Origin of the sequence: Aliiglaciecola lipolytica E3 (assembly GCF_000314975.1) — a bacterium.
GTDB classification, from domain to species: domain Bacteria; phylum Pseudomonadota; class Gammaproteobacteria; order Enterobacterales; family Alteromonadaceae; genus Aliiglaciecola; species Aliiglaciecola lipolytica.
On sequence record NZ_BAEN01000076.1, the window covers coordinates 383,141 to 405,632 of the forward strand.

Sequence of the window (22,492 nt, forward strand, 5' to 3'; positions counted from 1 at the left end):
CTCAAAGCCAGTATTAACCCTAGTCATTCCCTTCCTTTGCTCTAGTTGCCAAATAATTTATCTTTGAGTTTGTCTTTCAGCTTATCTTTTTCTTTTTCAAGTGCATTGTTAAATTGCGCGCTAAGCATGTTTTCGACACTTCCCAAATCGCCCTGAGCGATATTTTGCCAATCTAACCATTGGGTCATTTGGGTGTTTTTATCACCTAAAGCGTTTTGCGCTTTTGCGTCAAGTTTTGCACGTAATTCACCCAACTTGGAGGTTTGATCCCCACTTAAATTTGTTAGAAGCGTTTTACCTAGTTGATTGTCTAAATCTGAACTAAAAGACACATTCGGTTGGTCAAAACTACCAGCAATATCTGTTTTAATATTGAGACTGTTCAAACTCGTCAGGGTTTCGGCAATGACTTTGGTGACATTATTTGTACCAGTTGCGGACATGCTCAACTGCTTAAAATCAATATTGCCAGACCCTTTCATTATGCCATTGTTAACGCCGAGACTACCACGGCTTCCCATCAGGGCTTGTTCAACTTTTGTGGTGAGCTTTTGTTCTTCCATTAACGAAATTTGTTGCAGTTTAATTCCTTTTAAATCCCATTGTTGGTTCGCTGCTAACCCCACATCTGACAATCGAAAATCACCGTCAACTTTGAGTGATTGCCACAGTGCGCTAGCGGAAGAGTCAATATTAAACGTGGTTGCTTTACCTATTCGATCATGCTGATGAGTAATGTTTAGCCATTTAGATGCAATCACTTCTTGCTGCCATTGCAGTGAAATATCGGCTTTTTTAATCCAGATGTCAGGTAATTCAGCGTCGTCAGAAAAGGCTATCCATTTTCCTTCCGCGCGCTGCTTTTCTTGTTCACTCTCTGAGTTGCCCATTAAAGGCACAGCGATTTTATACGCACTCAGTAAATAATTGCTCCACACAGCGGCTTTATCTCCGAGGATCATGCGTGTGACATCTTGAATGGCCGCTTGATCACCGGCAATTAAACTTTGCAATTGTGCGTAATCTTGCTCTGGTGCAAGTCGTAATTCAGCTAACTTTGGACCTAAATCTTTTTGGGCTTCTTTTGCAGCTTGAGTAAAGTCTTCGATTTTTTGTTTGTCTTGCTTTAGCTCTTCGCGCAGTGTATCAAATTGCTTTTTAGCTTCAGCAAGCTTCAGTGGATCTTTGTAGTCGGTTTGGGTCAACGTCTCTAATTTAGCTTTGTATTCTTTTAGCTTTTCTTGGCTGGGAAGTTGCGCATATTTAGTTTTTACGTTTTCGTTATGAAAATCGTAAGAAGCCTGCACTTCTTCCATTGCTTTAGTGGTTTTTAGAGGAGAGCGAGCTAGAATTTCATCCACACTGGGAATGCGCTCCGGGTCAAAAATCTTATTGCGCTTTTCGGTTGCTTCAGGACCTCTAAATACACGACCTGTAGACTCTCTTGGCTGACTAAAGGCAACCCCAGACATAGTTAAATCGTCAATAATTATTTTGTCTAATAATAGTGGAGCTAGCGCAATTTGTGCGGTTAGTTTGTCTGCTTGTACCTGGTTATGGCTAGGGTTATTGGGATCCGTTAGCTGTACTTTTTCAAAGGTCACGCCAAACGGCGAGAAGCTGTGTGATACTGATTCAATATTTACTTCTGCACCTGTAACTAACTCTAAGCCATTTGTGGCCGCCAGTTTTATCCATGTATCTAAAAACAAGAAAAAAACTGTGCCAATTAAGCCTACAATTCCGAAAAAGCCCAGCAAACCGGGCCAGCGAATAATTTTATTCATATTTAGCCCCCAAAGCTCTGATACATTTGGTAAACACGGCTACTCTTGATGACCTGCAACACTCTCCATTCGTCCATCCAAGCCATAACATGCAATCGATATTTCACCACTAATATGCGACTTGCAATCAGCACTAGCGGTGACAAGGCTAGACTTAGTGCTAAGCTACCCATAGTTAAGGTATTGTAGAATTGGCTCAATCTACCAAAGCCTGTGTTGTAAAAACTCGTCCAAATACCTTGTAGGCTTTCACTGGTAAGAATCACTTCGCCTAAGTTCATCATCAAGGGATCTAACAGGTAGGCTAAGACTGAGAATACTCCCCATGAAACCAGAAAAGTTGATAAGTTAACCCGACAAAATAAAACAAGAAATAAGATGATCAGGTTGTGTAATTTAATCAATGGGGTTAACCCAAATATCATTCCCAACATAATGCCAAATGCGAGCGACCATGGGCCAGCATCAGAATGTAAGGCTTTAAGTAACTTCGCGAAAACATACATGCATTGAATCCTTGCAAGCAACTACTGTTAAAATTAGGAGTAAACCTGTGAGACAAAGCTCACAGGCTGGGGTTCATTGTTTTTTGTGTTTTTAGAAAATCCCTCTATTCATCAGACTCCTCCAACGTCATCAACTTAGTGTTTCCGCCAGACGCTGTAGTATCAATACTGATGGTTTTTTCGGTTAATAATCGTTGGATTAGATTGTCGGAATACTCAGCGGTTATCACTGGTAAAATTGCGCCTTCTCTTTCAGCCAATTTTTGCGCTAAATACGCTTTACTTTGACTTTGACTGTCAACCACAACACCGGCCAATTGAGGTGTATTCAGCAACACTTGCAGGTGCGAGAGTTTGGCAACCTGAAGAACTGAATCTGGAGCACCGATCGAGCGCCATTTATTCGCAAATTCTTTAGCTTCATCGTAAAACAAATCAGACACGACGGCGATAACCACGTTACCGGTAGCCAATGCAGTTACAATCGACAGCGTCCAATACTCAAAGGTAACCTGCTCATCGGCGTAACACAGAAGCACACCTCTAGGTTCCAGATATAGAGTATTCGACTCACCTGTAGGGCCAGGGAGTTGAATCGGTGATTTAAGCATTTTTTCGATTTTAATTAATTGCGCTCTGGAAACCGCGAGGGTTTGATCTAAATCTTCTGCTAAATCATCAATGATATCGATGCGCGCAAGTTTTGCTAGTAGCTGTCGTACCCATGAAATACGTGAGGTCAAACTGGTTGAGCGCCACTCCGCTTCCACTTGTGCCGCTCGTTCCATAATTTCTAATGCGCCACTTTCATCAGATTCCGGTGATTCTACTACCTGATGAATTTGTAAATCATTGTTGATTTCGATTTTAAGCGGAGTCGCTTTTTCAATCATTAATCTGGGCAGATAATTCGGGCCACCTGCTTTAGGCCCTGTTCCTGATAGGCCTCTTCCGCCAAACGGTTGAACACCGACAATTGCACCAATCATATTACGGTTGATATACACATTACCTGCACGGGACAATCTACCCAACTCGATTGCTTTTTCGTCTATCCGCGAGTGGATACCCATGGTTAAACCAAAACCTGTGCTGTTAATCTGTCGAATCACATCATCGGTGTGCTTTTCTTTAAAGCGGACAATATGTACGCAAGGACCGAATACTTCTCTGGTTAATACGTCAATGTTGTCAATTTCGTACAATTTAGGAGTGAAGTAGAATCCGTTTTTACAATCATCTGGCAGCGGAGCGTCATACAACAAGGTCGCTTTGTCTTGCATGTCTGCAACATGTTGCTGCAAACTCTTCAATGCCTTCTCATCAATAACAGGACCTATATCGGTAGATAACATTGCAGGATCACCAATACGTAATTCTTGCATCGCACCAATTAACATTTGGATGATGGTATCGGCAATATCTTCTTGTAAATACAAAACTCGTAACGCTGAGCATCGCTGCCCGGCACTTTGGAATCCTGAAGCAATAATATCATCGACTACCTGCTCTGGAAGTGCAGTAGAGTCGACGATCATACAGTTTTGACCGCCCGTTTCAGCTATCAGAGGCACTTGTTCGGTCCCTCTGTTCGCAAGTTCTTTGGCGATTAAGCTTCCTGTTTGGGTAGAACCGGTAAATATCACGGCTTTAATGCGAGGGTCAGGTAATAAGGTTTCTCCGATTACCGGGCCTTTGTTGACGACTGTCTGCAAAGTACCTTTAGGTAATCCTACGTTTTCCATTAGCTCGACTGCGCGTATCGCAATCAGGCTAGTTTGTTCTGCAGGTTTTGCCAAAACCGCATTGCCAGTTACTAATGCGGCAACAACCTGACCTAGGAATATCGCTAATGGGAAGTTCCAAGGACTAATACACAGTACTACACCACGCGGACTCAGGCGGTTATCTTCAGCAAGCTCTTCAGCGCGGGCGGCATAATAACGACAAAAATCCACAGCTTCGCGAATTTCGTCAATGGCATCTTGGGTGATTTTTCCTGCTTCTTTTAAACACAAGGCAATAAGTTCATCAGAGTGGCGCTCTAGCGCATCAGCTGTACGTCGCAGAACATCTGCTCTTGATTCAATAGAGGTAGCAGACCATTTATGGAATGCCTTCTCGGCCAATTCTAATTTATGTGTAATCTGTTCCGGAGAGTCAAAAATGACATGTCCAATCGCTTCGTCTTGATTGGCAGGGTTACGCACCACATGAATGCTTTCATTTTCCGCAGGCTGCTCTACGCAATGTTCAAGTTGCCAACGATCTAAGGCTAGCTTAAGGGGCGAGATATGATTGACATCGGTAAGGTCTAATCCTCTAGAATTAGCTCGTTCACCACCATACAGCTCGATTGGTTTGAGTATTTGTTGATTATACTTGGACTTTAAACGTTGGGTTTTTTCAACTGGATCTTCAAGCAAGTCTTCAACAGGCTTAGTATCATCCACAATCGCGTTAACAAATGATGAGTTTGCACCGTTTTCCAGTAACCTACGAACTAAATAGGCAAGTAAATCCTCATGTTCTCCTACGGGGGCATATACACGACACTGTACTTTCTCTTCGGTCACAATTTGATCGTACAAACTATCGCCCATTCCGTGTAGACACTGAAATTCGAAACCTTCTTTATCGTCGCCAGCCAATTCCAAAATAACCGATGCGGTGTAGGCGTTATGGGTAGCAAACTGCGGATAAATAGTGTCTTTGTACGCCAATAAGCGATTCGCACAGGCATGATATGACACATCTGTAGAAGACTTACGTGTAAAAACAGGAAAATGCTCTAGACCGTCTTGTTGCGCATTTTTGATTTCGGTGTCCCAATATGCTCCTTTTACTAACCTCACCATCATAGTGCGGTCGGTTCTAAGAGTAAGGTCTCTAAGCCAGTCAATCACATACAATGAACGTTTCTGGTAAGCTTGCACGGCTAGTCCGAAACCGCTCCAATTATCTAATTCCGGATCGGTAAACACTTTTTCAATAATATCTAACGAGATATCCAAACGATCAGCTTCTTCTGCATCGACCGTCAAACCGATATCGTATTGTTTACACAACAAACAGAGTTGTTTTAACAATCTGGGGATGGTTTCTAATACTTCTTCGCGGTTAGTGAATTCGTATCGTGGGTGAATCGCGGATAATTTTACCGAAATTCCGGGACTGCGTTTGGGTCCTTTGCTTTGCGCCGCTTTACCGATGGCATGAATGGCACCTTCGTACGCATCGTAATATTCTTTTGCATCTTTGGCGGTGCGTGCACCTTCGCCCAACATGTCATATGAATAAACATAACCTTGTTGTTCTTTTTCGGCCGCTCGTTTGAGCGCATCTTCTATGTTTTCGCCCATGACAAACTGTTTACCCATGACTTTCATGGCGATATTCATAGCCTTACGAATGACCGGTTCACCCATTTTGCCAAGGGTTTTTTTCAATAATCCAATACTGTTGCGTTTACGGTGGTCAGTGTAAGACACCATATTGCCGGTAAGCAGCAATCCCCACGATGAGGCGTTAACAAAAATTGAATCGCTAGTACCTAAATGTGAACTCCAAACTCCTTTTGAAAGTTTGTCTCGAATCAATGCATCTTGAGACTTTTTATCTGGAACCCTGAGCAGCGCTTCGGCCAAACACATTAACACCACACCTTCAGCAGTGGACAACGAATACTCGTTTAGCAACGCATCTACGCCACCATGTCCTTCTTGTTCACGGCGAATTCGCAATACCATTTTTCTGGCTCTCTCCCAGGCGCGACTTCGCGCGCTAACTGAGACTTCTGCGTCAGGCAATATATGATCTACAGCCAGATTCTCGTCAATCCGATAAAAATCTCTAATTTTCTGTCGAATGGGACAATTGGTAACCAAATTACCGTCAAAAAGCATAGTGAACCTCCGTAAAAAGATTTAGTCGGGTGAGTGTATATTTTGAAAGGGTATAAACACAATCAAATCAGGTGCGTGATAGACTGTTTATGGGGGTTTAACGGGGTACACCTGTAAGCAATTCTATACGCCAATGCGACCCGTTAAGATCATTTATGCACTTCATGGAAGAAATGCATAAATGGATTATGAAAACGATGTTGATACCTGTTAGCGAATTTGTTGACGTTAACATTCATTGTCAAAGTGATGTGGACTACATCCACTGATCGCTGCGTTTCCGCTTTTTGGGTAAATAAGCAATAATTACCCCCAGTAAAATGCTTACCAGAGCAATAATTCCGCCTCGGGTAAACCATTTCATTTGCGCGCTTTGATCCAACATGTCTAATTCACGTTGAAGACTTTGCTTTTCAGTTCGCTGATTTTCTAGCTCCTCTGCCAACACGGCATTACGATTGGTCAAATCAGAAAGCTGCTGATTTAACAAATCGTTAGATTGAGTCAATTCGGCTAATTGAGCACTTGATTGTTGCACTTTTTGCTGTAGTTCTGGTAGCAATTCACGAATACTTTGTTGCGAACTAATATATTGAGACTCTACCCAGCCTGTGCGCTGCTGATCGTCAATCAATTCAATAAACCCTTTTTCTTCGTTCACTTGTAAAACGCTAATTCGAGTGCCAGCATTAACAGAGCCAAGAATGCGATAGTTTCTGCCTGGACCTGCATGCATAAATGCCGATAGGTCGTCAGTAATATAGCGAATGTCGCCTGAGCCATCGTTCGGCTCTTGTTGTGCATATACGTTGCTAAATGCCAACGTTAGAAAAAATAAAAATAGTGTTGAAAGCTTGGCCATAAATCTTCAATGTCGAATAGTAATTTACATAAATGGTATGGCCTTGTATTCGCAAAGGCAAGTCATGCTTTGATTGATTGCCTTGGTTTGATCATCGGAGTATTGTTTAGGCTATTGATAACCCGCATATTTATCCTCTCATTGGGCACATGTTTTAATGGAAAAAGAAATTGAATTAAAGTTGTTGTTACCAGATGGTATCGACGAATCAGACCTATTAGCCGCTATTGGGCAGTTTTCTGCAAATATAGAAACGTCTGAATTTACACTGTTTAACCAATATTTTGATACACCTGAATGGTTATTAAGCGCCAATAGCATTGGCTTACGAGTGCGCAGCAGTGAACGTGGAATAGAGCAAACCGTTAAAACCGCGGGTAAAAGTGTAGGTGGCTTGCATCAGCGTCCAGAATACAATGTTTCCATAGATTCCTTAGAGCCCGCGTTAGAGTTATTTGATGCAGACATTTGGCCGAAAGACGTTTCAGTTGCTGATTTACAAGAAAACATTATTCAAATTTTCCACACGGACTTTAAACGCAAAGCTTATTTGTTGCGACTTTCTGATGGCACTGACGTGGAGTTGGTGTTTGATCAAGGGGTAGTCAGCGCTGGTGACAACAGTGCAGATATCTGTGAATTGGAATTGGAACTAAAAAGTGGTGATGTTGCCCTGTTATTTGATATTGCCGAGAAAGTGGTCACGCTAGCTCCGAGTCAACTGTGTAACCTAAGTAAAGCAGGCAGGGGATTTACCTTAGCTCGCAATGCTCTTGCGCCTGAGCCACAACTCATAGGTGAAGTAGCATTATCAGAACATGAAGATTGCGAAACGGGATTTATTAAAGGGTTAGGTTATGCATTGTCGTTTTGGCAGAAAGCCGAATATCGCTATATGCAAACCAAAAAAGTGGCCGATTTAGTTGATGTTTATGTGGGCTTGAGACTCACTCGAGATTGTATCAATACCTACGCTCAAGCATTGAATTGCCAAGCGATAGAACGTCTAAAAGTCGCATTAAATATGCGTATGAATAAGTGGGCTTGGATCGAACAATTAAAAAGTATTAAGGCCTTACGCTCTAAGCGTGGCATGTATAGCAAAAAGCTGGCACAACATGATGCGTTGGTGAGCTATCTGCGTGGACTACAAGACGGCACATTGAATTTGTCACGTCCACATCTACTCATTACACATCAGGACAATGCATTATTACAATTAGGCTTGTCTCGATTGTTGGTAACTCGTCCTTGGCGACAAGAATCGGATGCTTATACCACCTCTTTGCGTAAGCATGCCACTGAGTTTTTGGAACAAAAATGGCAAAACGTATTTTCACGTATTACGCCTGAGGTGGATAGCCTTGAAGCTTATTTAACCCATTACAACGAATTGCACAGTGCATTAAACAGTGACTTGTTATTGGGAAGTTGTGTCGACAATCAACGTCGCAAAGCATTTATTGCACCTTGGCAGGACGTGTTAGAAGGGATACAAGAGTTGCGCAAGCTAAATGTACTACAAACTAAGCTGCAGGATTCTGATGTGGAAGATAAATCTGAACTTTTGCAATGGAGCGAGCTTAAGAAAAACAGTCTTTTGTCCGTTATAAAGTTAAGTAAAGGCGTTGCATTGTCGGCAGAAAAATTTTGGTGAAAGAGTAATGGGAGACATGAGTCTTTATCAAATCGCTATTAGCACTATGCTGGTAGGCTGGTTTGTGGGGCTTATACTTATGTGGGTTCGCTATGAACAATTCCCACATGCCAGTTTATTGTTAACCGCCATCATTTTTTGGCCATTAATGCTATTAGATGAATGGCTAAAATTATCTGGATATCAAGAACCGCTTCATTTTCTGATTGGTTCTTCGCAGTTTGTTTCCGCCTTGATTGCAGCATGCTTATTGCTCAGTATTCGCAAAATAACCACGGCTTTTGTCGCAAAAAACAATGCTTTATTTTTTATTCCGACACTACTTCTGGTGGCAGGCCAATTTCCCCTTCTTCTGTTAGCACCGGACGTGAGAGTCGACATGCTTAGCTCGCCGCCGGTAGGGGATTTATTAGTCAATTGGCCTTACTTTGCGACTTACTTATTCAGTGCCTTTGTGACGCTGAGTTTTGCAGTTCATGCTGCTGAATACCTTGCTACATATCATTATTATTTGTCTGATCAGGTAGTCGATATCGACATTTTCGAAATGAAAATCACGAGCAATGGTTGTTACGTGTTGATGTTTTGCGCATTCTTAACGATTTGTGTTGTCACCCTAATTAGTTTTGATCTACTACCGCTAACCCAGTGGCAAACTTTAGTTAATATGATCAACGCGTTAGGTTTCTTATATCTAATCTTATTACTGCTGCAAAAAAGAAAGTATTCTCCTACCCCATTTTTAGAATCACAGATGAGTAAAGGTGCTTATACCGAGGAGAAGCTGCGTTCTACTTTAAAGCTTGCGGAAAAAGCGATCATTCAACATAAGGCCTACAAACGCAAAGGGCTACGAATTAAACAAATAGCAGATGCAGCTCAGGTTGAACCTGCGGCACTAGCTATGGCAACACGATTTGTTCTTAAACGAAATTTTCGTGCGTTTGTTTACCATTACCGATTGGAATACGCTAAGAAAGTTTTGATGCGCACGGACCAAAAAGTGACAAGTGTGGCCAAGCGGCTTGGATTCAATTCTGAAAAATACTTAAGTAATGTCTTCGTAAAATATATTGGTGCAATGGGGAGCAAGCGCAAAGCTAAAAAAACCGACCCTATACCGGTAACTCCACCCAAACAATGATATGAGATTGCTGCCACTGTGAATGCTTGCCGATCGTTATTGATATAATAAAACGATTAAAGTAATCACATTTAAACATTTAGAATCAAGAAGTTCTGTGTGTACACTGGATTGAGTTTTTGCAGCGTCAAGCACAGATAGACAACACAAACAAAATATCTAGAGCAAAACTGCATAGTCAAAATGGGTATTTTCGAGTCTCCTATTACGCGCTCTTTCAACATTGTCTCGATTATCCTTAGCTGTCAAAACGTAGTAGTCAAAAGATGTCCGATGATTCGCGAGATTAATATTATCGGCTATCTTTAAAGGTTTATGCAGGTAGCTCTTGCCAATATTTAGTGGGAAATATATGAAAGCATCAGATTTATTTGTACAAGCATTAGAAGCCGAAGGGGTTGAGTACGTATTTGGTATCCCCGGAGAAGAAAATCTAGATTTATTAGAATCGCTACGTAAGTCGCCGATCAAACTTATTCTAACTCGACATGAACAAGGTGCTGGTTTTATGGCGGCAACCTATGGTCGATTGACTGGAAAAGTCGGCGTGTGTTTGTCCACACTTGGTCCAGGTGCGACCAATCTGGTAACCCCGGCCGCCTATGCTCAGCTAGGCGCAATGCCAATGCTCATGATCACTGGACAAAAGCCAATCAAAACCAGTAAACAAGGCCGATTTCAGGTAATTGATGCGGTTGATATGATGCGTCCTTTGACTAAATATACTGCGCAAGTTGTGAGCGGCGATCGCATTCCATCGGTGGTCAGAGAAGCATTTCGTTTAGCCCATGAAGAACGTCCGGGTGCGGTGCATATTGAATTACCAGAAGATATTGCTGCAGAGACGACAACAGCCAAATTGTTGCAACCTAGCGCGGTAAGACGTCCAATTGCAGAAGATAAATCCATTGCTGGCGCTGTGCAGATGATTGAAGCAGCAAAATCACCTGTGTTACTCATCGGTGCTGCCGCAAACCGTAAACTCACCGCAAAAATGTTGAAAGAGTTTGTGGAGAAAACAGGCATTCCTTACATCACGACACAAATGGGTAAAGGCGTGCTCGATGAAAGCGGCGAATTGTTTATGGGCAATACCGCTTTATCTGATGGTGACTTTGTCCATAGAGTTATCTCGCGTGCAGATTTGATTATCAATGTAGGTCACGACGTGGTGGAAAAACCACCGTTCTTTATGAGTAACAATGGTAAAAAGGTCATTCACATTAACTTCGCGTCAGCGGCAGTTGACCCAGTGTATTTCCCGCAATTGGAGGTGGTAGGTGATATCGCTAATAGTATTTGGCAAATTAAACAAAATATAACGCCATCGAATCATTGGAAACTCGACTTTTACAGCGATGTTCATGACGCCTATATCGCGCATCGTAAGACTTCGGAAGATGACGATAGATTCCCAATCTTACCTGAGCGATTTGTTCGTGATATCCGTAAAGCAATGCCAAAAGACGGTATTGTTACCTTAGATAACGGCGTATATAAAATTTGGTTTGCCAGAAATTATCCTGCGTATTTCCCTAATACATTGTTACTCGATAATGCCTTGGCCACCATGGGAGCTGGTTTGCCTTCGGCTATGGCAGCGAAAATTGTTTATCCTGAAAAAGCCGTTATTACCGTCTGTGGTGATGGTGGATTTATGATGAACAGTCAAGAAATGGAAACTGCTGTGCGTCTCAAACTGCATATTGTGGTTATCATTCTTCGTGATGATGCTTATGGCATGATTAAATGGAAGCAGGCACACATGGAGTTCGATAATTTTGGCTTGGATTACGGTAACCCTGATTTTGTTAAATATGCAGAGAGTTATGGTGCGAAAGGTTGGCGCATTAGTGCCTCAGAAGAGTTATTGCCACGCGTTCAGGCATGTTTGTCAGAACCGGCAGTTCACCTGATTGATGTCCCGGTTGATTATTCATTGAATGACCAAACCTTAAATAAAACCATTCGCGAACTTAGCCAGAAATTATAGGAGCTAAACATGTTACAAAAAGCGTATCCCTATTTCCTAGCGAATAAAGCTGTGTATGCTAATCAAGATCTAGTTGTGACGAATAAGTATACCGGTGAAGCGGCAACCACAGTGGCAATGGCTAAAGCAGATGTCATCGACAAAGCTATTGAAGCAGCCGAAAAAAGTCAGCCGGCGCTGACAGCTATGAAGCCTTATGAACGGCAAAGTATATTAAATCACTGCGTAAAGCGTTTTGAAGAGCGCTTTGAAGAATTGGCATATGCGCTATGTATTGAAGCGGGTAAGCCGATAAAAGATGCGCGTGGCGAAGTGACCCGTTTGATCGACACCTTTCGCATTGCAGCCGAAGAATCTGTGCGAATTACCGGCGAAGTGATGAACTTAGAAATCACACCTCGTGCAAAGGGTTATCAGGGAATGTATAAAAAGGTGCCGATTGGGCCTTGCTCGTTTATTTCGCCCTTTAACTTCCCCCTTAATTTAGCGGCTCATAAAGTCGCTCCAGCGATAGCTGTGGGTTGCGCATTTGTACTTAAACCGGCAAGCAGAACACCGCTTGGTGCTTTAATTATTGGTGAAATTTTAGCTGAAACTGACTTACCGGAAGGGGCGTTTTCAATCTTGCCATGTAGTCGTGACGGCGCAGATTTATTCACCACAGATGATCGCTTTAAATTATTAAGTTTCACCGGTTCACCTGATGTGGGTTGGGATCTAAAAGCGCGTGCGGGTAAAAAACCAGTAATCTTAGAGCTTGGTGGAAACGCTGGTTGTATTGTTGATCATGACACTGATTTAGATGATGCAATCGAACGTATCGTCTTTGGTGCTTATTACCAGTCGGGTCAAAGTTGCATAAGTGTACAGCGTGTTTTAGTGCATGATTCTATCTATGCCGACTTTAAAAAGCGCTATGTGGACAAAGTAGCAAATTTAGTACACGGTGATCCGTTAAGTGAAGATACTTTTATCGGCCCTATGATCTCTGAATCTGAAGCCAGTCGTTTAGATGGATGGATTCAAGAAGCCAAGTCTAAAGGTGCTAGTGTGTTATGCGGTGGTAAGCGAGATGGTGCTATGTTGCAGGCTACTGTGCTGGAAAATGTGCCCAACGACGCCAGCATCAATGCTGACGAAGCCTTTGGTCCAGTATCCACAATCGCCCCTTTTAGTGATTTTGATGAAGCACTTGAAGAGATCAATAATAGCCAATTTGGATTGCAAGCTGGTGTATTTACACGCGACATTTATAAAGCTCATAAAGCGTGGGATGTGTTAGATGTTGGTGGGGTTGTGATTGGCGACGTACCCAGTTGGCGTGTGGATAATATGCCGTACGGTGGCGTAAAAGAGTCTGGTTTGGGACGTGAAGGTATTCGTTTTGCCATTGAAGACATGACCGAACTACGTTTGATGGTTTTGAGAACGCCACAGTAACTAAAAATATTCTAGTGTAATTAAAAAAGGACCTCGCGGTCCTTTTTTGTTGATTTTAGAAGTAGCGTTAAACGATAAAAGTTTATGCTTTTCTGCGTTTAAGTGCCAAGCCTACGAGACCTAAACTTAGCAATAAAATGCCCGCAGGTTCTGGAATATCATTTGAGTTGTTAGCTTGTTCTGCACCGGCTAAAAATATTTCAATATTTTCTAACACATTCAATTGTGTGCCTAACCAGTTTACATCCATCATCAGTACCATTCTACCGCTTGCATCCACCATATCGCTCATATCCCAAGCGGCTGCTACCGCGTTGCCAGTAGATGTACTAGTTGCAAAAATATTGTCGGCAGCTAAACCAGTCATACCGCCTGATGCATTAGGTGACCATGATGTTATTGTATTTGGCGCACTGGCAAGATTACCTACTACACTTTGGTTGATGGTTGCTGAACTGTTTTGATCGCCAATGCCACCTACTTGAATACCACCGCCTAACACAACGGTGTTAACAAATGTTGTTAGGCTTGAATTGAGCACTTCACAGCAAGGACGTTCGCCTGTTAAATAAACCCCACCACCTGAAGACAAGAAGCCGGCTAAGTTACTTTGCTCGGACGCATCCAAAGCATTAAATGCACTTACGCCCCAAACTGAATCAAATGAAGATAAGTCTTGGGTTGCGTCAGTACCTAGATTGGTTACTGAATGCCCCATGTTTACAAGGCTATTAGTTAAAGAACTAACACTAGAGGAATAATCACCAAAAACACCAATAACGCTTGCTGAGCTAACAGTGGTGAAACATATTGATGACGCACATACTAAACCAGTTACTATTTTTTTAATCATGACTACTATTTCCTTAAAAACTTCTACTGCGAAATACACTGTCAGTATAAAAGCATTAAGTGTGCCATATCGTAAGGTGTTGATATTTCGTACTTATTTATAGTTTTTTGAACGATTTTTATTCGGTTGTAAAAAATGTTGACAGATCTGATAGTGTTTTTTACACCTCATCATAGAATGCTTGAAGTAATATTTGGTGGGTGAACTGCTTGCGCAAATAAAATCCTCTGGGTCGTGTTTTTACTTTTTCTCCATCTTTTCCAATGGCGTCGGTTAGTGCTTTACCGTCGGCCGCTTTAGGTCGAATTTGCAAGGCTTGGCCGTGTTTTGCTGTGATATTTTCAACTTCTCCTAATACAATCATGTCCATTAACTCCTCCCAATCCTGTTTTAATGTCGCTAGCTGCTGTGCGGTTGGTTGCCAAAGAACAGGCGTGGCGATTCGACGTTCTGCAGGTTTTAATTCACGGTTGCCTTCAACTGGGATCCAAAGCACACAATTGAGCTTATTTCTAACATTGCTAGATTCCCAAGTGATACCTGACACGTTCAATAAGTGGGCAAAACAGACATAGGTTGTTTCGAGTGGCATCCCGGATGAATCAATGGGTAAGGTCTTTAATTCAACCCCTAATTCCGGAAAATCCTGTTCTGGGTTAGATCCCGCGTTTGCACCTAAATACAGTTCTAACAACTGCCCAGTCCAACCTTTGTCGCGTTTAAAATTACTCGGAATTCGTATGTTTGCGTTTTGCGCTAATTCTCCTAAAGTCAGACCGGCTAAGGCTTGAGCTCGAAGTGTTAGCTGTTCGATTGTGTTAGGAGGTGATGTAGCTGGTGTTATCAATGTGTACCTTCGTTTGGCATGCTATTCATTCGACTTTATGTCTTAGAAGATGATATTTCTTTGCTTGCCCCTTAGTTTATGGAAGAATGGCAAAATATTAAAGAAATCAATCCCCCGGGAGTCAAAGTGATTGATGCCGAAGGATTCCGCGCGAATGTCGGTATAGTGATTTGCAATAGGATGGGGCAAGTATTTTGGGCAAAGCGCTATGGACAACATTCATGGCAGTTTCCACAAGGCGGAATAGATCAAGGTGAAACTGCTGAACAGGCTATGTATCGTGAGTTAAATGAGGAAGTAGGGTTAAAACCAGAACATGTAAAAATACTCGGAGTCACTAAAAATTGGGTGAGATACAAATTACCCAAAAGACTGGTAAGGCAAGGAACTAATCCAGTTTGCATAGGACAAAAACAGAAATGGTTTTTGTTGCAGTTGGAATGCAAAGAATCCGATGTGGATGTATTAAGTTCAGGTCACCCTGAATTTGATGACTGGCGGTGGGTCAGTTTTTGGTATCCTGTTCGAAATGTGGTTTCGTTTAAACGTGACGTATATCGCCGTGTAATGAAAGAATTTGTATCTTTCGCGATGCCAGCGTATGTCAAAAATATGCAACCTCAACGCAACCGTCGCCGTCGGAGACAGTCGTAAAGACTCATGCTAACTAGTTTAAAACGGATAGTTCAGGAAGTCAGCAAAATCCCCGTACTTGAGGAGGCGCTGACGCACCTAACGAGTAGCATTAAAGAAGCTATTGGCGTTGATTCTTGTTCGGTATATTTAGCAAACTACGAAAAACAACATTTTATGTTAATGGCCACAGATGGACTTGAATCGAGCGCCGTCGGTAATGTTGCAATTGGTTTTTCAGAAGGTTTAATCGGCTTGATTGGTCAGCGTGAAGAACCGCTAAATATTCTCGATGCCCAATCACATCCGCGTTTCAAACATTATCCAGAAGTTAAAGAAGAAAAGTACCATGCGTTCTTAGGTACACCTATCATTCATCAGCGTAAAGTTTTAGGTGTATTAACCCTCCAGCAAAAAAAGAAGCGTCGTTTTAGCGAAGACGAAGAAGCGTTCTTGGTTACTTTATCCACTCAAATCGCATTAGAAATTGTGCATGCAGAAACCCGCGGCTTTTTGTCATTTGTTGATGAAAATAATCGCGATAGGTGGCAACGAAAAATATCTGGTGTGCCCGGTTCTTCTGGTTTGGGAATGGGAATTGGATTTGTCCCTCATTTCAAAGTGAGTTTAGCTAGTCACGTTGCAAAGCGCTCAAATAATATTGAACAGGAAATAGCTCGCTACCGGGAAGCGGTAAATGTGACTCGCGGACAAGTAGAGGTACTTTCCAAGCGTATTGAAGGGCAAGTACCCAGTGACGTTCAAGCTATATTTCAAATTTACAGCCATTTATTAGACGCAAATAGCTTAGGACACGAAGTTGAAGGGCGTATCAAAAAAGGCTGGGATGCAGCAAGCTCGTTAAAATATATTATTGAAAATTATATTCAACAATTTCGCAGCATGAGTGACCCCTACATGCAGGAGCGTGCCGTTGATATTGAAGATCTCTCAAACCGCATCTTAGCGAATATTTTGGGCGGCGAAAGTCCAGATCAGCGGCCGCTAGATCCAGAAGAAAATGCGATTCTAGTGGCTGAAGAAGTCACAGCTCCAATGCTGGCTGAGTTTTCAACCTTTAATTTGTGCGGCATTATTTCGGTTAGAGGGTCAAATAACTCGCACGCTGCTATTTTGGCTCGGGCAATGGGCTTACCCGCAGTAATGGGTTTGTCGGATGCACCCTTATCGTTACTCGACGGTAAAAGATTGCTGGTGGATGGCTACTCAGGTGAAGTGATTGTTTCGCCCTCTGAGAGTGTTCTGCGTGAGTTTAATATGCTCATCGATGAAGAGCAGGAACTGTCAGACAGAATATTAGAACAAGCGCATTTGCCCTGCGTGACACTAGATGATTATCCGGTTTCTTTATTCATCAATGCAGGTTTATCAGCCGAAATGGAAAATACCAACTTTACCTATGGTGAAGGGGTTGGTTTATATCGTACTGAAGTTCCATTTATGTTGCGCGAGCGTTTTCCATCCGAAAAAGAACAAATGACTTTGTATCGGGAAATGCTGCAATCAGCGCCGAGTAAACCGATAACTATGCGTACCTTGGATGTGGGGGGCGATAAACCGCTACCTTATTTCCCAATCAACGAAGAAAATCCGTTTTTGGGATGGCGTGGTGTTCGACTTACCCTCGACCATCCTGAGATATTTCTTGTGCAGGTGCGCGCCATGTTACGGGCAAATATTGGTATTGGTAATTTGCAGATCATGTTACCTATGGTGACGTCTGTGTCTGAGGTGAGTGAATCTAAACGTTTAATTAAGCAGGCGTTCCACGAAGTTTCTGAAGAAATTTCAGGAACAGGAAAAATTCTAGAAATGCCCAAAATAGGCGTCATGTTAGAAGTGCCTGCGGTCATTTACCAAATTCCTCAACTCGCCAAAAAAGTCGATTTTTTCTCTGTGGGTAGCAATGATTTAACTCAATATTTGCTTGCTGTTGACCGCAACAATGCGCGAGTTTCTGGCTTATATGATAGTTATCACCCTGCTGTGTTGGCAGCACTGAACAGTTTAGTCGCGGACGCTAACTTACATGAAACCCCGATCACTGTTTGTGGTGAGTTGGCCGGTGAGCCCGGTGGAATAATTTTGTTGTTGGCTATGGGCTACAACAAATTCAGTATGAACAGCCATAATTTATTGAAAATTAAATGGGTTATACGCAGTGTTACCGTTGCTCAAGCTAGAGTATTGTTGAAAGAGGTGCTTAGTTGTGACGATCCTAAGCAAGTTCGTGAGCAGGTTAATCAGTACCTCGACTCAGTTGGCCTAGGTGGGTTAGTTCGAGCAGGCATCTAGTTGGTCGATATTCAGATATATTTTGTGCTCTTCATGTTGCTTGGTGCCGTAGTTGGATTATTAGCAGGGCTGCTAGGCATAGGCGGCGGTTTAATTATCGTGCCTGTACTTATCTATGTGTTTGAACAGCTTTTGGGAATTCCATTGACACTCGCAATGCCAATGGCCATCGCGACTTCTTTGGCTACGATCATTCTGACCGGGTTATCATCAGCATTTTCGCATTTTAAATTACGTCATATCAACGCTAAGATTGTTATCTGGTGTGCACTTGGTATTATCCTCGGCGCACTTGTTGGCCCACAAATAGCGGTAAGTATATCGGTAGAAAGCCTTAAACTCATTTTCGCAACGTTGGTTTTATTTATCGCGTTTCAAATGACGTTTATAAAACCGAAACGTACAGAATCGAAAGTGTCGAAACCTGGATTGGTTTTGATTGGTTTGATAACCGGTATTATTTCATCTTTTATGGGCATTGGTGGTGGCGCAATCATGGTGCCAGCGCTACTGTGGTTTAGAGTTGATATAAAACAAGCAATTGGGTGCGCCGCATTTAGTGGAATAGTGATTGCTATATTCGGTTCGATTAGTTTTGTCATTGCCGGTTGGAATACGCAAGGCCTGCCGGCTATGTCATTTGGTTACGTTTATTTACCTGCGGTTCTGGGCATAGTTATTATGTCTGTTTTTACCGCGCAATATGGGGCTAAAATTAGTCACCGTTTAAATACTCAACGTTTAAAACAAATATTTGCAGTTTTTTTGGTGTTCGTTAGTCTGCAAATGTTTTTAGGATAAGTTTAATTATGTCGCAAAATTATTACACACTCCCAGAAATTGATCCGGCTATATTCAATTTAGGTGTGTTAAGCCCCAAATGGTATGGAATGATGTATTTAGTCGGCTTTGTTGCTGCTTGGTGGCTGGCCAATCGCCGACTAGAGCGCACTGGGTGGAGCAAAGAACAACTTAGCGATATGTTATTCTGGGGCTTTTTAGGAGTGATTATTGGTGGTCGTCTCGGCTACGTAATGTTCTATCAATTTGGATTGTTTCTCGACGATCCTTTGTATTTATTTAGAATCAATGAAGGCGGGATGTCATTTCATGGTGGTCTTCTTGGTGTATTAACGGCACTGTGGTTGAGTGCTAGGCGTTTAAAAGTGCCCTTTTTAGTGGTTGGCGATTTTATCGCGCCTTTAGTGCCAATTGGACTGGGGGCAGGCCGCATAGGAAACTTTATTAACTCTGAGCTTTGGGGACGTACCACAGACGTTCCTTGGGCGATCATTTTCCCCAATGCGGGTAGTGAACCTCGACATCCTTCACAACTTTATGAATTTGCGCTTGAAGGGGTGTTGTTATTTATCATATTGTGGTTTTATTCTAGAAAGCCGCGTCCAATTGGTGCCATCAGTGGCACATTTTTGCTAGGTTATGGAAGTTTTAGATTCTTCGTAGAGTTTTTCCGACAGTGGGACAGTCATTTGGATTTGTACTTAGGGCTTTTCAGCCGAGGTCAAATGTTGTCAATGCCGATGATAATCATTGGTATATTAATGATTGTTTGGGCATACAAACAGAATCGTATTTACCAACCTAAAACGGCTAACTCAAAACAAGGTAAGAAAGTTTAAATGCAACAATATTTATCACTCATGCGCCACGTGTTGGAAAATGGCAGTAAAAAAGAAGATCGTACGGGCACTGGAACCTTAAGTATATTCGGTTATCAGATGCGCTTTAATCTAGCCGAAGGTTTCCCTTTAGTAACAACTAAAAAATGTCACCTACGTTCGATCATTCATGAATTATTATGGTTTATAAAAGGCGAAACAAATATCGCCTATTTACAAGAAAATAATGTCAGTATTTGGGATGAGTGGGCAACAGAAGACGGCGAACTTGGCCCTGTTTACGGTAAACAGTGGCGCAGTTGGCAAGGCACGAATGGCGAGGTGGTAGATCAGCTAAGCGACTTATTAAACCAAATTAAAACCAATCCAGATTCTCGCCGTTTACTTTTGAGTGCTTGGAACCCAACCGTATTGCCGGATAGCAGCTTGTCTCCAAAAGAAAATGCGAAACAAGGCAAACAGGCATTACCTCCATGCCATACTATGTTCCAGTTTTATGTAATTGATAACAAACTATCTTGTCAGTTATACCAACGCAGTGGCGATATATTTTTAGGTGTACCTTTTAATATTGCCAGTTACGCATTGTTGACTATGATGGTTGCACAGGTATGCGATTTAGAATTAGGTGATTTTATCCATACCTTCGGAGATGCGCATTTGTACACCAATCATTTGGAGCAAACTAAATTGCAGTTAAGTCGCGACCCTTATCCTTTACCTACTATGCGACTTAATCCTAAGATTAAAGATTTATTCGAATTTACTATTGATGACTTTGAGCTCGTGGATTATCAATCACATCCGCATATTAAAGCGCCAGTTGCCATTTAATGAGTGATTTGTATGTCTACTAAAGTACTTATCTGCGACGATTCAGGATTTGCTCGTAAACAGATGGCGCGTTCTATACCTGATGGTTGGGAAGTTGAAATCAGTTTCGCTGAAAATGGTCAACAAGCGATTGAGATGATCAAGCTAGGTAAAGCTGATGTGATGTTTTTAGATCTCAATATGCCTGTGATGGATGGTTATCAAACCATGCAGATAATAAAAGAGCAAGATCTGCCAACTATGGTCATTGTCGTTTCTGGCGATGTGCAATCGCAAGCTCGTGTGCGGATGATGCAGATGGGAGCGTTAGATTTCATCAGAAAACCTGTAGACAATGAAAAGCTCACCACAATTTTGGCGCAGTACGGTATTTATACTGGCGTACCTTCGGCTAGCCAGACGGATTCAGTGGATACTTCCACACCACACAGCTCAACTTCAAACCCAGTTTCAAAAACTGCCTTTGCAGCTCCTTCGATAACAAAAGTACCTTTGGCTGAAAAACTAGATGCCTATCGAGAAATGGCGAATGTGGCGATGGGACAAGCCGGTGAGAAGTTAGCGAAATTACTCAATGAATTTATTGATTTGCCTATTCCAAATGTAAACCTTATTGAAACCACTGAATTGCACATGGCAATGGCTGAAATAAGTCACAATGACAGTGTGTCGGCCATTTCCCAAGGGTTTATCAGTGCGGGTATAAATGGAGAGGCCATACTGATATTTAATGATTCAAATTTCATTAATATGGTAAAGCTATTAAATTATAAGCAAGCCAAACTCGACGAATCATTGGAATTAGAAGCGTTGATGGATGTAACAAACATCTTAGTAAGCGCTTGTTTAACTGCACTATCAGACCAACTAAATGTAAAATTCACGCACAACCACCCGATTATTTTGGGGCAACATTGTGGTTTGGAAGAACTATTAGAGAATAATGTTTCAAGGTGGAACCAAGTTCTAGCCATTGAGATTGCTTACGCGATAAAAACTAAATCGATAAACTTTGACTTACTCTTACTATTTCCAGATAAATCAATTGATCTTATGTACGAGAAACTAGTAGAGGGTGGATAAACGTAAATGAGTGATGACTTTTCAGATATAAATGCTTTGCATTGGCAATTTGATCTATTAGGTTCCATAGAAGTTGGCATAACCGTATTGGACAGGGATTTCAACGTATTGGTTTGGAATCAGTTCATGGAAAATAATAGTGGTATCTTACCCAGTCAGATTAAGTATAAAAATCTGTTTGAGTTTTTCCCTGAAATCGATAAAGAATGGTTTTTAGTTAAAACTGAACCAGTATTAAACCTGAAAAGTCCAGCATTTATCATTTGGGAACAGCGACCTTACTTGTTCAAGTTTGATACCAGTCGCCCTATCACTTCTGCTTCAGACTTCATGTATCAAAATGTCACACTGTTTCCTTTGACTTCATTGGAAGGTGTCGTCGAGCAAATTTGTATCGTTGTTTATGATGTAACAGATGAGGCGTTAAACAAAAAAGGCATTGAATCGCTAAATCAACAATTGAAACAAATTAGTCGCGTTGACGGTTTAACTGGCGTGTTTAATCGCCGCTATTGGGAAGAGAAGTTTGCTTTAGAACATAAGCGAATTTTGCGTAATGGCTCTCCCGCCTCAGTATTGATGCTTGATATCGACCACTTTAAGAAAGTCAATGATACCCACGGCCACCCAGCTGGGGATTACATAATCAAAACCTTAGCATCAGTGGTGATGCAGTCTATTCGAGAGACCGACGTAGCTGGTAGGTATGGTGGTGAAGAATTTGCGGTGTTGTTACCGGAAACTAATGCAGAAAATTCGTTAATTGTTGCTGAACGTATTCGCGAAAATTGTGAAAAACTTTTGCCAGTTTATGAAGGTATCGACATTCCGTTTACTGTTAGTGTCGGGGTAGCAGAGTTTGATAGTAGCTACATAGATCATATGGGGTGGTTAGAAAAAGCTGACCAAGCTTTATATACCTCTAAAAAAGCTGGTAGAAATAAGGTCAGTAAATTTTGACAGTAGGATCAACTCCCCCTAAAACTTTATAT

At 41.9% G+C, this 22,492-nt stretch carries 17 protein-coding genes; 11 read left to right on the plus strand and 6 right to left on the minus strand.

Translation table 11 applies throughout. The features are described 5' to 3' along the window. Positions 1-41: 41 nt before the first annotated feature. From GLIP_RS20270 to GLIP_RS20285, 4 genes are all read right to left on the minus strand, one after another. Positions 42-1,787, minus strand: a complete 1,746-nt coding sequence (locus GLIP_RS20270) for a TIGR03545 family protein (RefSeq protein ID WP_008846592.1) — start codon at positions 1,785-1,787, stop codon at positions 42-44. 2 nt (positions 1,788-1,789) lie between these two features. Then, positions 1,790-2,293 carry a TIGR03546 family protein gene (locus tag GLIP_RS20275; protein WP_008846593.1) on the minus strand — a complete coding sequence of 168 codons (504 nt, stop codon included), beginning with the start codon at positions 2,291-2,293 and terminating at the stop codon, positions 1,790-1,792. Between the two features lie 104 nt (positions 2,294-2,397). After that, on the minus strand, positions 2,398-6,198 hold the full coding sequence (putA, locus tag GLIP_RS20280; protein ID WP_008846594.1) for a bifunctional proline dehydrogenase/L-glutamate gamma-semialdehyde dehydrogenase PutA: 3,801 nt from the start codon (positions 6,196-6,198) through the stop codon (positions 2,398-2,400). A gap of 256 nt (positions 6,199-6,454) precedes the next feature. After that, positions 6,455-7,060 carry a TIGR04211 family SH3 domain-containing protein gene (locus tag GLIP_RS20285; protein ID WP_008846596.1) on the minus strand — a complete coding sequence of 202 codons (606 nt, stop codon included), beginning with the start codon at positions 7,058-7,060 and terminating at the stop codon, positions 6,455-6,457. Between the two features lie 157 nt (positions 7,061-7,217). On the opposite strand from GLIP_RS20285, the gene GLIP_RS20290 reads away from it, so the two are divergent. The 4 genes from GLIP_RS20290 to GLIP_RS20305 all read left to right on the plus strand — a co-directional run bounded on the left by GLIP_RS20290 (position 7,218) and on the right by GLIP_RS20305 (position 13,294). Further along, the gene (locus GLIP_RS20290) at positions 7,218-8,717 is read left to right on the plus strand and encodes a CYTH domain-containing protein (protein WP_008846597.1); all 1,500 of its coding nucleotides are present in this window, start codon (positions 7,218-7,220) and stop codon (positions 8,715-8,717) included. A gap of 16 nt (positions 8,718-8,733) precedes the next feature. Further along, positions 8,734-9,861, plus strand: coding sequence for a helix-turn-helix domain-containing protein (locus GLIP_RS20295; RefSeq protein WP_161602063.1), 1,128 nt, complete (start codon positions 8,734-8,736; stop codon positions 9,859-9,861). Between the two features lie 352 nt (positions 9,862-10,213). Further along, a complete protein-coding gene (locus GLIP_RS20300) occupies positions 10,214-11,854 on the plus strand; it encodes an acetolactate synthase large subunit (protein WP_008846599.1) in 1,641 nt (546 codons plus the stop codon). A 9-nt stretch (positions 11,855-11,863) separates the two neighbouring features. Further along, on the plus strand, positions 11,864-13,294 hold the full coding sequence (locus GLIP_RS20305; RefSeq protein WP_008846600.1) for an aldehyde dehydrogenase family protein: 1,431 nt from the start codon (positions 11,864-11,866) through the stop codon (positions 13,292-13,294). 82 nt (positions 13,295-13,376) lie between these two features. On the opposite strand, the gene GLIP_RS20310 is transcribed toward GLIP_RS20305, so the two are convergent. Together GLIP_RS20310 and mutH are read right to left on the minus strand one after the other, a co-directional pair. Then, entirely contained in the window at positions 13,377-14,147 is a 771-nt protein-coding gene (locus tag GLIP_RS20310) for a PEP-CTERM sorting domain-containing protein (RefSeq protein ID WP_008846601.1), read from the minus strand. 160 nt (positions 14,148-14,307) lie between these two features. Beyond that, positions 14,308-14,994, minus strand: coding sequence for a DNA mismatch repair endonuclease MutH (gene mutH, locus GLIP_RS20315; protein WP_008846602.1), 687 nt, complete (start codon positions 14,992-14,994; stop codon positions 14,308-14,310). Between the two features lie 126 nt (positions 14,995-15,120). Between mutH and rppH the strand changes: the two genes are divergently transcribed. The 7 genes from rppH to GLIP_RS20350 are packed head-to-tail and all read left to right on the plus strand — an operon-like array spanning position 15,121 to position 22,460. Continuing rightward, complete coding sequence (gene rppH, locus GLIP_RS20320; RefSeq protein ID WP_040523778.1) at positions 15,121-15,648, plus strand: RNA pyrophosphohydrolase; 528 nt, start codon at positions 15,121-15,123, stop codon at positions 15,646-15,648. A gap of 6 nt (positions 15,649-15,654) precedes the next feature. After that, positions 15,655-17,943 carry a phosphoenolpyruvate--protein phosphotransferase gene (ptsP, locus tag GLIP_RS20325; RefSeq protein WP_008846604.1) on the plus strand — a complete coding sequence of 763 codons (2,289 nt, stop codon included), beginning with the start codon at positions 15,655-15,657 and terminating at the stop codon, positions 17,941-17,943. 33 nt (positions 17,944-17,976) lie between these two features. Beyond that, positions 17,977-18,744 (plus strand): sulfite exporter TauE/SafE family protein, encoded by a 768-nt coding sequence (locus tag GLIP_RS20330; protein ID WP_008846605.1) that lies wholly within the window; start codon positions 17,977-17,979, stop codon positions 18,742-18,744. 8 nt (positions 18,745-18,752) lie between these two features. After that, on the plus strand, positions 18,753-19,583 hold the full coding sequence (gene lgt, locus GLIP_RS20335; RefSeq protein ID WP_008846606.1) for a prolipoprotein diacylglyceryl transferase: 831 nt from the start codon (positions 18,753-18,755) through the stop codon (positions 19,581-19,583). Further along, positions 19,584-20,417, plus strand: a complete 834-nt coding sequence (locus GLIP_RS20340; RefSeq protein WP_008846607.1) for a thymidylate synthase — start codon at positions 19,584-19,586, stop codon at positions 20,415-20,417. Positions 20,418-20,429: 12 nt separating this feature from the next. After that, a complete protein-coding gene (locus GLIP_RS20345) occupies positions 20,430-21,500 on the plus strand; it encodes a response regulator (RefSeq protein WP_008846608.1) in 1,071 nt (356 codons plus the stop codon). 6 nt (positions 21,501-21,506) lie between these two features. Then, positions 21,507-22,460: a GGDEF domain-containing protein gene (locus GLIP_RS20350; protein WP_008846609.1), complete on the plus strand. Its 954-nt coding sequence runs from the start codon at positions 21,507-21,509 to the stop codon at positions 22,458-22,460. The last annotated feature ends 32 nt before the right edge of the window (positions 22,461-22,492 follow it).

Bases quoted from the DNA above. Each gene is read 5' to 3' on its own strand.
- GLIP_RS20270 (WP_008846592.1), bottom strand. From the start codon at position 1,787: ATGAATAAAATTATTCGCTGGCCCGGTTTGCTGGGCTTTTTCGGAATT.
- GLIP_RS20275 (WP_008846593.1), bottom strand. From the start codon at position 2,293: ATGTATGTTTTCGCGAAGTTACTTAAAGCCTTACATTCTGATGCTGGC.
- putA (WP_008846594.1), bottom strand. From the start codon at position 6,198: ATGCTTTTTGACGGTAATTTGGTTACCAATTGTCCCATTCGACAGAAA.
- GLIP_RS20285 (WP_008846596.1), bottom strand. From the start codon at position 7,060: ATGGCCAAGCTTTCAACACTATTTTTATTTTTTCTAACGTTGGCATTT.
- GLIP_RS20290 (WP_008846597.1), top strand. From the start codon at position 7,218: ATGGAAAAAGAAATTGAATTAAAGTTGTTGTTACCAGATGGTATCGAC.
- GLIP_RS20295 (WP_161602063.1), top strand. From the start codon at position 8,734: ATGAGTCTTTATCAAATCGCTATTAGCACTATGCTGGTAGGCTGGTTT.
- GLIP_RS20300 (WP_008846599.1), top strand. From the start codon at position 10,214: ATGAAAGCATCAGATTTATTTGTACAAGCATTAGAAGCCGAAGGGGTT.
- GLIP_RS20305 (WP_008846600.1), top strand. From the start codon at position 11,864: ATGTTACAAAAAGCGTATCCCTATTTCCTAGCGAATAAAGCTGTGTAT.
- GLIP_RS20310 (WP_008846601.1), bottom strand. From the start codon at position 14,147: ATGATTAAAAAAATAGTAACTGGTTTAGTATGTGCGTCATCAATATGT.
- ptsP (WP_008846604.1), top strand. From the start codon at position 15,655: ATGCTAACTAGTTTAAAACGGATAGTTCAGGAAGTCAGCAAAATCCCC.
- GLIP_RS20330 (WP_008846605.1), top strand. From the start codon at position 17,977: ATGTTGCTTGGTGCCGTAGTTGGATTATTAGCAGGGCTGCTAGGCATA.
- lgt (WP_008846606.1), top strand. From the start codon at position 18,753: ATGTCGCAAAATTATTACACACTCCCAGAAATTGATCCGGCTATATTC.
- GLIP_RS20340 (WP_008846607.1), top strand. From the start codon at position 19,584: ATGCAACAATATTTATCACTCATGCGCCACGTGTTGGAAAATGGCAGT.
- GLIP_RS20345 (WP_008846608.1), top strand. From the start codon at position 20,430: ATGTCTACTAAAGTACTTATCTGCGACGATTCAGGATTTGCTCGTAAA.
- GLIP_RS20350 (WP_008846609.1), top strand. From the start codon at position 21,507: ATGAGTGATGACTTTTCAGATATAAATGCTTTGCATTGGCAATTTGAT.